Annotated in this window: 13 protein-coding genes; 7 read left to right on the top strand and 6 right to left on the bottom strand. The window is 64.2% G+C overall.

Annotation, left to right across the window (positions count from 1 at the left end; all coding sequences use genetic code 11):
• From QZY03_RS00565 to QZY03_RS00540, 6 genes are all read right to left on the bottom strand, one after another.
• Positions 1 to 648: hypothetical protein (locus tag QZY03_RS00565; RefSeq protein WP_295577118.1), on the bottom strand; the 648-nt coding region annotated here is incomplete at its 3' end.
• A gap of 453 nt (positions 649 to 1101) precedes the next feature.
• Entirely contained in the window at positions 1102 to 1311 is a 210-nt protein-coding gene (locus tag QZY03_RS00560; protein ID WP_295577116.1) for a hypothetical protein, read from the bottom strand.
• Between the two features lie 26 nt (positions 1312 to 1337).
• Positions 1338 to 2015, bottom strand: a complete 678-nt coding sequence (locus QZY03_RS00555) for a hypothetical protein (protein WP_295577113.1) — start codon at positions 2013 to 2015, stop codon at positions 1338 to 1340.
• Complete coding sequence (locus QZY03_RS00550) at positions 2008 to 2412, bottom strand: hypothetical protein (RefSeq protein WP_295577111.1); 405 nt, start codon at positions 2410 to 2412, stop codon at positions 2008 to 2010. Before QZY03_RS00550 ends, QZY03_RS00555 begins: the two co-directional genes overlap by 8 nt.
• 157 nt (positions 2413 to 2569) lie before the next feature.
• Positions 2570 to 3520: an alpha-E domain-containing protein gene (locus QZY03_RS00545; RefSeq protein ID WP_295577109.1), complete on the bottom strand. Its 951-nt coding sequence runs from the start codon at positions 3518 to 3520 to the stop codon at positions 2570 to 2572.
• Between the two features lie 39 nt (positions 3521 to 3559).
• The gene (locus tag QZY03_RS00540) at positions 3560 to 5005 is read right to left on the bottom strand and encodes a circularly permuted type 2 ATP-grasp protein (RefSeq protein WP_295577107.1); all 1446 of its coding nucleotides are present in this window, start codon (positions 5003 to 5005) and stop codon (positions 3560 to 3562) included.
• A 412-nt stretch (positions 5006 to 5417) separates the two neighbouring features.
• Here QZY03_RS00540 and QZY03_RS00535 point away from each other — a divergent pair, with 412 nt between their 5' ends.
• From QZY03_RS00535 to QZY03_RS00505, 7 genes are all read left to right on the top strand, one after another.
• Positions 5418 to 6206, top strand: coding sequence for a hypothetical protein (locus QZY03_RS00535; RefSeq protein WP_295577105.1), 789 nt, complete (start codon positions 5418 to 5420; stop codon positions 6204 to 6206).
• On the top strand, positions 6203 to 6598 hold the full coding sequence (locus QZY03_RS00530) for a hypothetical protein (protein WP_295577102.1): 396 nt from the start codon (positions 6203 to 6205) through the stop codon (positions 6596 to 6598). Before QZY03_RS00535 ends, QZY03_RS00530 begins: the two co-directional genes overlap by 4 nt.
• A gap of 8 nt (positions 6599 to 6606) precedes the next feature.
• Complete coding sequence (locus QZY03_RS00525; RefSeq protein ID WP_295577099.1) at positions 6607 to 7164, top strand: hypothetical protein; 558 nt, start codon at positions 6607 to 6609, stop codon at positions 7162 to 7164.
• Between the two features lie 191 nt (positions 7165 to 7355).
• Entirely contained in the window at positions 7356 to 9005 is a 1650-nt protein-coding gene (locus QZY03_RS00520; RefSeq protein ID WP_295577097.1) for an RHS repeat-associated core domain-containing protein, read from the top strand.
• Between the two features lie 90 nt (positions 9006 to 9095).
• Positions 9096 to 9545, top strand: coding sequence for a hypothetical protein (locus tag QZY03_RS00515; protein ID WP_295577095.1), 450 nt, complete (start codon positions 9096 to 9098; stop codon positions 9543 to 9545).
• Positions 9546 to 9820: 275 nt separating this feature from the next.
• Positions 9821 to 10291, top strand: a complete 471-nt coding sequence (locus QZY03_RS00510) for a PEP-CTERM sorting domain-containing protein (RefSeq protein ID WP_366935559.1) — start codon at positions 9821 to 9823, stop codon at positions 10289 to 10291.
• A 261-nt stretch (positions 10292 to 10552) separates the two neighbouring features.
• Complete coding sequence (locus tag QZY03_RS00505; protein WP_295577091.1) at positions 10553 to 12685, top strand: EAL domain-containing protein; 2133 nt, start codon at positions 10553 to 10555, stop codon at positions 12683 to 12685.
• Positions 12686 to 12863: the final 178 nt, after the last annotated feature.

The raw sequence follows: 12863 nt of genomic DNA, 5'->3' as shown, positions 1-12863 counted from the left end.
GTCGTGCCCGAGAGCGCCGGCATCCGCGAGCAATTGCTGAACCTGGCCCGCATCACCCTCATCCGGATCGTACCCAAGGACAGCCTCCAATTCCCGTTGCGAAGCACTGTCCGGATCGGCACGTTCAGCAAGGATCTCCGTCAAAATCTGGTCGAAGTTCGTCGGTGCGACACGATCGGCGCGCAGCTTGCCTTGAATCTGCGCCATGAACCGATCAAGTGCCGACTCGAATTGGGTCGTGGGCAACACCACCGTCCAGTCGGCGGTGAAGCGAAAGGCGCTGAACCCTTGCGGTCGGGTTGGCTTCGCGATCAGCAGGGTCCGCTGCCGGTCGGAAGCGATCGTGATATTCGGCCACAGATATCCGGCGCCGACCGTGCCCAGGCAATGCGCGAAGTGCCATTCCGATGTGGGGGCATCCGGCCGCGGCTCGCGCGTAAGACGCCACCAGTTCCAGGCCATCCACTCGGCTAAATGGTAGCCGGACACCAGCGGGCCGCGCCGGGTGCAATCGATAAAACCGTCCTGGCCCTCCGTCAGCAGGAGATGCCCGAAGCAGACTTGCAGCATACCGAAGCAGGACCTCTCCTCGGGAAGCATCTCTTCAAGGCGCTCCCAATTGAAGCCGATCGTGAGTTCGGTGCTCATCGTTCGCTCCATGCCTTCAATACGCAGTCACGCTGATACTGTTCGCTCTCTTTGTCGCATCTTTGCCACGGATGGTGATCGCCGTCCAGGTCGAGCCGGACCATGCGTAGGCAAGGATGCTAGCCCCCACGGCCGGAAAGGGCAACGCGAGCGCGGGCCACGCACCCGGACCAGGCCCCACGCACTTCCTGGCCGAGCCCCTGCCGCCGCTGCCTGTTCGTCGCCGAGGGTCTCGGACGACACGAAATGCTCAACGACCATCTGCACGGCTTCGGCATCTGCCCCCACCAGTGCGACGGCTGAGCGGCCGGGATGCGATCACCACCACCGTCGCCCCCTGGAGCAGGACCTGTGGTTACCGGACCCGGATCTGTTGATCGTCACCGAGACCCAACGTACGGCGAGCGGGTCCGCCAACCGTACCGGAAGGAACACGTAACCTGCCAAGGCCGGTCAAAACCCCGCAACATCTGCCAAACGATGGTTCTCAATCTGGTGTCCCACCACCACGGTCGATACCCCAAGCTCCTGCGCCCAATCGTCCATCTCGTCGGGACTGACCTGGGTGCCGTCGATTCGCTCGCGAATCCACTGCGCCGGCGCCAGGAACTCGGCGGCGAAGGCGCGGTTGCATTTCTGCCGATCGGTCCTGGCGACGGTCACGAGTGCGGATGGCGTCCCCGGCGCGGTCAGGTATTCGAATTGGCGACATCAAAGAAATCATCCTGCCAGCCAACCGGCAACCGGTTCGCTGCGGCGAGTATCGCGTCGGCCTCCGGCTCGGACAGGTCGTAAGGGTCCTGACCCAAACGTGCCGCTGCGATACAGAACGCGGCTTCCGCCTCATCGGCCGCCTGGATGGCCCGCCATTCCTGATGAAGGCCGGTGTCCGTCACGCCCTCCTGGTCGAGCCGTGCCAGCAGGGTCTCGATCAGGTCGAATAAGCTGTCGCGGATGCTCGCCAGTTCCAAGTCGCGGGTACCGCCGGCTGAGAAGCCGACGCGGGCCTCCGGTAGTTCGAGGGCGCGCCATTCGATTAACGCGCGCTCTCCCGTTGGCTTGATGAACAAGTCCGGAAGCGCGAACCCCTCGCGGCCGAAACGCAGATTATGCCGACGCTCATAGCCGTCTCGGCCAGTAGCTTGCACCTCGTAGAGCAAAGACCACCAGTGCGTGGCAATCCACTCGGCGAGGGGATAGAGCGGAATCAGTATGCGATCCCGCAGACCAAGCGAGCGGTAGTCGTTGACTCGAGTGATCGTCGTTGCGTCAACGCGGATGGAAAGCCGTGCCCAAGTTGCCGCCAACTCATCACCGCGGCTGCCGTCCACCCGCTCCCATTCGAGATCGAAGCACAATTCACTCATAGTAGGTTTCGATGTCCTTGGGCCACTCGTCCGGCAGCAGACCATAGCCTTTATAGGTACCCTGCACGCGGTTGACCAGACGGGTTTCGTAAACGGTGTTACCCGTCTTATACCAGGCGTACCGCGGAAACTCGCCCTCCCAAGGGCCGCCGATGGCCCCCTTGGCGATAGCGGTACGCAACCATGCCGTCAACTGGTCACGGCTGTCCGCAAGCGCGCGATCACACAGGGTTGCATCGGGACGCGGACGCGGCGGACGGCCCGCGAACGATGGCGTGTCCTTGTGCTCGACGCTGCCGACATAGCTGACCGAGGTTGCGAGCTGGCGGAGCCTATCCGGATCGATCGCGGAAAGCAGATTGCGACTTGGGGGGCGACGGCGTTGGGTGGCTCTCATGGGGTGAAGGGACTTCGGCGATTCCCGTGAATAAACTTTCCGACGGCGCATACTTATAAAATTCGTAGGGCTTTAGGAGCGACTGTAGGGGCGACTTCAGCCCCTAAACACCGGTAGATCCTTTCCCGAATCGACCGCAGCGCCGGGCCGGCCGACCTCAGGCCGCGGCGTCCAAGACCAGCGGCGGCGGGAACCAGGTCTTGGCGATCTCGGTGTGGAGTTCGCCGATCGAGAGTTGCAACTCGTCCACATAGGCATGGAGTTGCTGCTGATCGAGCCGCCAGGGCTCCGCCGCCTCCAGGTTGCGCTTGACCCGGCCCGCCACCCGCAGCGCGGCATCCTTGCGCGGCAGCTTTTCCAGGCTCTGACGGGTCGACTCGATACAGTGCCAGACGGCGCGCGGGAACGCCTTGTGCTGGAACAGAAAGCGCAGCACCCGTTCACGCTGGACCCGCACCTGCTCGCTGCGCCGGTAGGCCTGGTACGCGGTCATGGACTTGAGCACGCTGACCCATTGGATCGTCTCAAAGGGCTGCAGGTCGGTGGTCGCATTCGGCAGCAGGTTGGCTGAACGCACGTCGATGATGCGGGTGGTCATGTCGGCCCGCTCCATGAAGCGTCCCAGATGCAGGAACTCGTAACCCTGGTCATGGAGCATGGTGCCGGAGAGCAGGCCGTTGATGCCCTGGGCACTTTGGATGATGTGCTTGAGATAGCCGTGGCGCCCACCCTTGGTGGTGCCCCGCTCCAGCTCATCGCGGGCGTAAAGGTAAAGCTCGTTGAGCAGTTCCCAGGCCTCGCGCGGCACGAAGTCGCGAATAGTGCGGCAGTTCTCGCGCGCCGCGGCGACGGCGTAGAGGATGGAGCCGGAGTGACGCTCGTCGCCGATCAGGAAATGCACGACGTTGGGTTCGCCGTAGTCCGGGTAGTGTTCCTCGAACCAGGCGTTGGCCCCGGTGATGTAGACCAGCGGCTGCCAGCCCGGGGCAATGCCGCGCGGCAGGTCCAACAGCAGGTTGGCATTGACGCTGACGATGCGGGCGGTGTTCTCGGCCCGCTCGACGTAGCGGGCCAGCCAGTAAATATTTTCAGCAACGCGCGACAGCATCGCGGCGGCCCCCTTCAGTCTGGTCGTTGAGGATGCGGATCAATCGGGCACGATCCAAGTGTCTTTGCTGCCCCCACCCTGGGATGAGTTGACCACCAGCGAGCCTTTGCGCAGGGCGACGCGGGTCAACCCGCCCATGGTCACCTGCTGGCGATCGGCCGACAGGATAAAGGGGCGCAAGTCGACATGCCGGGGCTCGAGCCCGCGGCCGACAATGGTCGGCACAGTGGAGAGCTTGAGCGCCGGCTGGGCGATATAGTTGCGCGGGTCGGCCTGGATCAGCCGCGCGAACTGCGCGCGGTCCGCCGCGGTGGAGGCCGGCCCGACCAACATGCCGTAACCGCCCGACTCGTTGGCGGGCTTCACCACCATCCGCTCCATGTTTGCGAGGGTATAGGCCAGCGCCTCGGGCTCCATGCAGCGGTAGGTCGGCACATTGGGAAGGATGGCGTCCGCGTCCAGATAGTATTTGATGATCTCGGGAACAAAGGCATAGACCACCTTATCGTCCGCCACCCCGGCCCCGGGAGCATTGGCCAGCGCCACGGTGCCGGCGGTCCAGGCACGCATCAGGCCCGGCACCCCCAGGGTGGAACTCGGGTCGAAGGCCTCCGGGTCGAGGAACAGGTCATCAATGCGCCGGTAGATCACGTCCACCTGCTTGGGGCCGTCCACCGTGCGCATGTAGACGCAGTCGTCGGTGTCGACGAAGAGGTCGCGCCCCTCCACCAGTTCGCAGCCCATCTGCTGGGCCAGGTAGGAGTGCTCGAAATAGGCCGAGTTATAGATGCCCGGCGTCAGCACGGCCACCTGGGGGTAATCGGCCGGGCGCGGCGAGAGCGCGGCCAGGGTGTCGAACAGTTGGGAGGGATAATCGTCCACCGGCAGCGGGGCATAGTGCTCGAACAGTTCCGGGAAGACCCGCTTAGTCACCAGTCGGTTCTCCAGCATGTAGGAGACGCCGGAGGGGACGCGCAGGTTGTCTTCCAGGACGTAGATGGTCCCGTCCGCATCCCGCACCAGGTCCGAGCCGCAGATGTGCGCCCAGATCCCGAGCGGCGGGTTCACCCCCACGCACTGGGGCCGGAAGTTGACCGATTTGGCCAGCACCGCGGCCGGGAAGACCCCGTCCTTGATGATGCGCTGGTCGTGATAGAGGTCGTCGATGAACAGGTTCAGCGCCTGGACGCGCTGCTTGAGCCCCGCCTCCACCCGGTCCCACTCGGACTTGGGGATGATGCGCGGGATGATGTCGAAGGGCCAGGCACGATCGATGGTGCCGCCCTCCTCCGAGTACACGGTGAAGGTGATGCCCATCTCCTTGATGGCGACTTCCGCCGCCTCCTGGCGCGCCACCAGCTCATCCGGACCCAGGGCTTTCAGGTCATCGAGCAGTCCAGCGAAGGCGTTACGGCCCTGGCCGGGGGCAGCCACCAGCTCGTCGTAGAGATCCTGGCAGGGATAGAGGTTCCAATCGATACTCATGGCGGACACTCGGGGGCCTGGATGTCTTGGGGTTGGTTACCGCGACGGCCCGCCGGGGAAACGGGCGCGACCGTCGTCACACGTCAGGTTCTGAGTATGCTGGAGCCGATGCGGGGAAGTCCATCGGTGCCGTGGGTCGGTGCGCGGTCAGCACGCCCGTCTTTGCTCTGGTGAGAAACCAACCAGCGACGGCGCTGCTGACCCTGCGCGGTCGCCGGAACAGCTATGGAGTCCGAACTTACAGTTAACTAACTGAATATAATATAAATAAGCTGCTAGTCCGCGCCATAAGCGCAGACGTCGAGCGGCCGAAATAGTACGTTATCTATACTAACAATTATCGTTACGTGTGCTTCTTTTGCACTGTATACCGTGTATTTCCTCATGCCGTGACCAAATCGAAAGCAGAAAAATGCATCACTTCATCCTGCGGCGCATCACTCTCATCACGCTCGCGCTTCTCGGGGTCCTCCCCATCACCCAGGCCGACGGCGACGACGGGGGTCCGGTCGCGAGTGACACGGTCACTATCGGCGGCGACCAGTTCTCGCTGGACCCGCGGCAAGGTGTGCTGAGCTACGGCTATACCTTCTTCAAGGGCAACGTAAATTACGGCCAGACGCCGTTCAGCCTTGCCTTGCAGTATCAACAAAGCGCCGCCGGCACCTATGTCGGGAATTTTACCGACAGCAACAGCCACGCCCACCCCTACGGCGTCAGCGCCTACCTGCCGACCGCCTTGCCGAGGACCAACCAGCCCAATTCGAGCAACGACAACGATCTCAGCAAGGCCAGCTACGACTTCGGTTTCAGCGATACCAGCAAGCCCAATTTCGTCATTCCCCATCAATCGGGGGACAAGACCTACGGCTCGGGGCTCAACCAATGGCTCGACGGCCTCTATTACCACGAGAATCAGGACAGCAGCGGCTGTTCGTCCTCCGACACCGTCATCCCGATCGAGCTAACCTACGGCACCACGATCACCACCACCTACCCGGATGCCGACCGCAACCGCACCCAGACCCTGGTCTACGACGCCTATGGCCGCACGCAAAGCGAATCGGTGACGGCGAGCGGCGGCTGGAACACTGGCCAGCCGATCACCACGCCCAAACCCCAGGCCAGTTGCAGGCCCTGGGCAGCTATTCCGCCCTGCCGCTGGCCTTTGCCTCGCCGGCCTCCACCACCAGCGGCATGAACTTCTGCACGCTCAACGGCAGCCTGCTGTCCGATCCCGCGGACACCCAAGGCTGCATGATCTATCCCACCCAGAGCTGGGTTTACGACGCCGCCGGCAACCCCACTCAGGAAGTGTCCCGTCTGGGACAGTTGACGGAGTACAGCTACCTCCCCGCCAGCCGGACCAACCCGCCCAACGAGCGCCTGGCGGTCACCTCAAAGCTGCACAGCATCGGCCTCAACGGGGCATCCTATGTCCTGCAGACCCAGCAGTTCCAGAACATCGCCGTGGCGCCGGCGGCCGGCAGCCTGCCCGGGTCGCTGACGCAGATGACGCTGCCGGTGTCCAATACGGAGGTGCACTTCGACGCCAAGACATTAGCGCCTACAGCTACCGCACCGACACCATAGGCGGCTATGTGACCGGCAACACGGCCCAACCGGTGCTCAACGGCATCCTCACCCAGCGGACCCAGCAGGACGACACGGGCCTGTCCGACGTGGTGTCCCTGACCACCGCGTACGCACCGGGCATGACCACCGGGGCCGGGGGCCAGGACGTGCTGGCCGTGAATTCGACCCTGACCGGCCAGGCCAAAGGCATCAGCGGTACCGCCAGCCGCAATCGCGGCGGCACCCAGATCGCGTTCATGGGCTATCCCATTGCGGAAACGGACGGTCTCGGCCGTGCCACCACCCACGCTTACGACGCCTACGGCCGCACCGTCGCCCAGACCTACCTGCCGGGCACGGCGTACCAGCAGACCGCCGTCACCAGCTACGACGATGCCTTGAGCTTCACCCCCCAGCCGATCAATAACCAGGCCGCGTCGGCGACGCTGTTCAGCGTGCGCACGACCGACCCCTACGGCAATGCCACCATCGAGACCTACGACGCCCGCCAGCGCCAGACCGGCACCTTCGAGCAGCGAGTCGGCTCGACCATGGTGCAGACCCAAGGCTATCGTTTTATATGAGCGAGTCCGACGACCGGTTGGCTACGGCGGTACGCTATGGCGACGGCTGGCAGCAAGAGGAGGACTACCCCGAGCAATGCCGACAACCTGTTGCAATACACCAGTTACAGCTATGACGAGTGGAACCGGCAGGTCACCAGCACCCTCTACACCTTCTTCAACGCCGGTACCGACCCAACAACGCCGCCCAGGTGCTCTCGAAGACGACCACGAGCTGGACCTACAATACCGGGCAGCGCGAGGTGACCACCACCTACCCCCAGGGCCAGCAGGTGACGCGCTACTACAACCTGCTGAGCGGCTTACAGGGCGCCCAACTCGCGGTCAACACGCAGATCACCGACTTGGGCACCAGCTTCCATGACGGCCTGGGTCGCGTGGTGCAGTACCACGATGGCCACGGTGACCACGCAGTACTTCGGCCAGACGATCAACGGCACCGGCTACGACTACGGGAGTTGAACTGCGATCCCACGAATACCGGCAACCTCAGTCTGGTCACGGCCCTGAGCTACGACCAGAATCTAAGACCCATTCTCAAGTCCGTGACCCGCAGCGACGTGGCCGGCACGGTCCCGGCCCTGCCCGCAGGCGTCGCCGATCTGGCCCTGACCGTGACGACTGCCGCCAAGGGCCAGACCAACAAGAACCTGAGCTACACCATCACGGTCAAGAACAAGTCCCCGCGCTTCGGCGGCCAGCCCGCCACCGGCGTGACCTTGAGCTTCGTCCCCGCCGGGACCGCCGCCGCGGGCCTGGCGTACACCAGCATCCCGGCGGGTTGCACCGCGGCCGGCGGCGTCTCCGTTACCCTGGCACCCGATGCCGACAATCCCTTCCAGTTGGCGAGCGTGGTGGAGAACTGGTTCGACCCGGTCGGCGCGGGCGGCCCGGCGGCGACGCCCGGCTTCGTGAACAGGAGCTACACCTACGACATCGCCGGCAACGTCACCAGCGACCCCTATGGCCGTACCTACACCTACGACGCCCACGGTCTGCTCGGCAGCGTGACTCGCGCCGACGGCGGCTCGCAGGTTCTGCTCCGCGACGGACTGGGCCGCATCATGCAGCGCCAGGCCACCTGGCTCGCCGACAGCGTGCTCGACTACGGCCACGCCCGGTCCAGCAACCACCAGTGGCAGGTAGGCCTGAGCGCCGGCACCACCTATGTCCCCGAGGGTCAGTTCGGGGCCAACGCCCAGCCCAACACCCTGGCCATGACAGACCTGCTCGAGCGCCCGGTCAACACCCTGACTTACGGCACCAGCACTGCGGGCTTCGGCGTGCTGGCCAATACCAGCTACCTGCCCGAGGGCGTCGCCACCAATCTCGCCGCCGCCACCGCCGGCTTCCCGGCCGGCATCGCCGCCACCAACCAGTATCCCGCGGGGGCGATGGGCACGGCGCTCGGCATCGACGTCGGCACCGGGCTGGAATTCAAGGGCGGCTACCGCGCCTACGACCCTGCCGTCGGCCGCTTCCTGCAATGGGATTCGCTGTCGCCGCTGGGGCGCGGCGGTCTTAACGGCTATGCCTATGCCGGCAACGACCCGGTCAACTTCGATGACCCGACGGGTCATTACCGGGAGGCCAAAACACACCGCTACGGCCCCAAGCCGCCCCATGCGCATCACGAGGGGTTCTGGCAGGGTTTGGCGGCGGGCTTGAAGGCTGGCGCCGAGTCCATCTATCTGGGATCCTACCACTGGGGCAAGACCATGGAACACGACATCTCCCAGGGCAATTGGGCCGGGCTCGGCAAGACGCAGTTTGGCGAGGACTTCAACATGGCGGCCAGGCTGGCGCTAGCAGTTTGTCGGACTTGCAGCGTAAGAACTTGATTATAGAAGATAAAAAATTTGCGCCAAAAAAGCTGAAACTCTTTAACTTCAATCGGTTACCTCATCAAGTCCGACAGGCTGCTAGGCCCAGTGTCGCCGATTTTCTCCGAGTTCGTCAGCACCAACGGGTCGGCCCTCCTGTCCGGCAAGGACCCGTTCAAGGCCCATGTACCGTTCACGGGTAACTCGTATCAGATTGACAAGGGTATATTTCGGAAGCGCTGGTGGCAGAGCTATGACGAGGACGACAAATGGTTGATCAACCACTCGGCCAACAACGATGAACTCTTCGTCCGCGAAATGGCGGATAAGGGTATCCGGTTGCCGAACCCGGACGGCCGTCAGCTCGATTTCTTCTCAGCCATGAAAACCACCCCCAAAGCCCTCTATGTCCTGACCCCGGCGGCAATCGTGATCGGCATCGAATTCGAAAACCAGTCTGCCGCCCTGGCAAACGCACAGGCGACCCAAGGGCCTAATCCGAACGCCGGTCCCGGAAGTGCGGCCGGCTCTTCGTCGCCGCCCGTGCCCTACCAATGAGTCCGCAGACCCGATCCATGGCGCCAAACCCGTGCGGCAGCCGTCACCGGCTGCCCGCGCTTCGGCGCAGCTTTCCAATCACCGCTCGAGATAAGGCCTCATGACCATGAAATCACAGCTGCATTTGGCGATCCTGCCCCTGTTCGGCGCCCTCGCCGCGACCGTCCAAGCGAGCGCCCTCGTCGTGGACGGCGGCGACCCGGACCAGGCTTCCGCCTTCCTGGCCGATGCCAACCACGACCTCAGCATCGCCGCGACCCGTTTCTCGCTGACCGATGCGGTCGCGGTCAACCAGTTGGAGTGGTGGGGCATCTACTACCCCACCGGCGCCGCCACGGTCGGGGATGACTTCACCCTGGCGATCTACCTCGACGCCAGCGGCCTGCCCGGTAACACCCTGGCCAGCATCCACCTCGGGCAGGTGCAGCGGGAGGCCACCGGCCAGACCGTCATCCTGTTCCCCGAATACGTCTACACGGCCTTCTTCCCCACGATCACATTGGCCGCCGGCGACTATATTCCTGGGGCTCGGCAACGATCCCGCCGGTACCGACCTATGGGGCTGGGCAACCACCGCCGGGGGACTGCAAGCCGGCGGCGCGTCCTACCATCTTGCGTCCGGCACCTGGCTGGACGCTGTCGACGAAAACCTGGCCTTCCGCCTCTCAGTCCCCGCGCCCGGCAGCCTGGCCCTGCTCGCCATTGGTGCCGTCGGCCTCATCCGCAGCCGCCGCCGCACACAATGAGAAGAGAATAGGTTGGATTTCCGAAAGCCTGGCTAGCGCCGGGCCCCGACCGGGCGATCCCCAGCGCCTTACCCCGCCCCCGGAGCGAACATTCCCGGCCTCCGTCGTCGGCGGCGACGAAACGGAAGTCTATCGGCCTGGCGCACCGGCCCGCGCACCCGCCACCGGTGTGCCCCTAGCCGTTTCGTGTCATCGTTCTCAGCAGCACGCTGAAATCTTGCCATACTTACCGGACCTGACGCTGAGCAGACTGGAACCGGCATGGCGGAGCTCAAGGCTGATCCGACGCCCTGGGGAGGCAGACCCTCCCGCAAGGACAATGAGGCACGCTTCCAAAAACTCTTCGAGGAAGCGGATGCAATGTCGATCCAGGGATATCTCCCCGACGGGACCCTGGTCTACTGGAATCGCGCCTCGGAGCGCATCTACGGCTACACCGCGGCCGAGGCGCTGGGGGCCAACCTGCTGGACCTGATCATCCCACCCGAGATGCATACGCAGACCACGGCCGCGGTGCGCTGGATGTTCGAGACCGGCAAGGGAATCCCGCCCTCGCGCATGGCACTCAAGCATAAGGATGGCCGCCGGGTACCGGTTTACTCGAGTCACACCATCGTTGCCGTTCCCGGCCAATCGCCGGTGATGTTCTGCATGGATGCGGACATGAGCGCGCTCCACCAAGCCGAGGCGGAACTGCGCGTCGCCGCCGCGGCCTTCGATTCCCAGCAAGGGATGCTCATCACCGACGCCGCGGGCGTGATCCTGCGCGTCAACGCGGCTTTCACCCGAGCAACCGGGTACGCCGCGACGGAAGCCGTCGGTCAGACACCGCGGCTGATCCACTCGGGCCGCCAGTCGCCCGAGTTCTACCGGGCGCTGTGGCACGACTTGCGCACCGCGGGATTCTGGCAGGGTGAGATCTGGAACCAGCGCAAGAACGGCGAGGTTTATGCGGACTGGGTGACCATTGCCGCCGTCAAGGATGAATGGGGTCGGGTCACCAACTACGTCGGCACCCAGACGGATATGACCCACCGCAAGAACGCGGAGGCCAAGATCACGCGCCTGGCTTATTTCGATCCGCTCACCCAGTTGCCAAACCGTCGGCAGATGCTGGACCGACTCCAGCGCTCAGTTGCGGCAAACCTGCGCAACCGCAGTGCCGGGGCCTTGTTGTTCATCGACGTGGACGACTTCCAAACCCTCAACGACACCTTGGGGCACGACCAGGGTGATTTGCTGTTGCAGCAGATCGCGCAACGGCTCAAGCGGATCGTCCGCGCGGGGGATACGGCCGCCCGCCTGGGTGGAGACGAGTTCGTCGTCCTGCTCGATGACCTGAGTCCGAACCTGACCGAGGCCGCTGACGCGGTCAAGACCGTCGGCGACACGATCTTGACCTCGCTCAGCCAGGTTTACCACCTGCGTGAGCAGGAGTACCTGGGCAGTGTCAGTCTCGGAGTCACCCTGTTCTCCCACCAGGAAAGCAGTGTCGATGAACTATTGAAACAGGCCGATCTGGCCCTGTTCGAGGCCAAGGCGGCCGGCCGCAATACCTTGCGTTTCTTCGACCTGGAGATGCAGGCCGCGATCACCCGACGGGCCACCCTGCTGAACGGTCTGCGGGAGGGCCTGCGGCAGCAGCAGTTCAGGCTCTTTTTGCAGCCCCAGGTGAACCGTGACGGAGCGCTGGTCGGTGCTGAGGCGCTGATACGCTGGCACTGCCCGGTCCGCGGCCTGGTATCACCGGCGGACTTCATCCCGGTCGCCGAGGAATCCGGGTTGATTCTGCCCTTGGGAAAGTGGGTGCTGGACGCCGCTTGTGCCCTGTTGGCAACCTGGGGGGCACGACCGGAAACCGCGCACCTGACCTTGGCGGTCAATGTCAGCGCCCGCCAGTTCCGCCAGACGGATTTCGTCGACCAAGTGCTGACGACCTTGGACCGCTACCAGGCCAACCCGCGGCGACTCAAACTCGAGTTGACGGAAAGCCTGCTGGTCGACCGACTGGACGAGGTCATCGTCAAGATGTCCGCCCTGAAGACACTGGGCCTGGGTCTTGCGCTGGACGATTTCGGCACCGGGTATTCCTCGCTCTCGTACCTGCGCCACCTGCCCCTGGAGCAGTTGAAAATCGACCGGTCGTTCGTGCGCGACCTGCCGGCTGACCGCGATAGCGCAGCGGTCGCCCAGACCATCATCGTGCTCGGCCAGACCATGGGGCTGTGTGTCCTCGCCGAGGGGGTCGAGACCCAAGCGCAGCGGGATCTGCTTGCCAGCCTGGGCTGTCATGGCTTTCAGGGGTATTTCTTCGGCGAGCCGATGCCGATGGACGCGTTTCAGGAGTTGATCCGACCCTGCTCCCAGAACGAGCCGACCAGCCTGGCATGCTGACCATGACGCCTGCGGATAGGAACAGCCGGCGTCGCTGCGCCAGCAATTCCAAATTTGGGCGGCACCGCGCGACCTCTGGTGGATGCGGCGCGCGCGACCGCCGTGCCGAGTCCCCGAGACCGAGCGGCGCGCCTTATCCACCCTACAACGGAGCCGGTTTCGTAGGGTGGATAAGCGC

It is taken from the genome of uncultured Lamprocystis sp., assembly GCF_903933125.1.
In the GTDB taxonomy this organism is placed as follows: domain Bacteria; phylum Pseudomonadota; class Gammaproteobacteria; order Chromatiales; family Chromatiaceae; genus Thiodictyon.
This window is presented reverse-complemented; position numbering and strand designations above follow the sequence as displayed.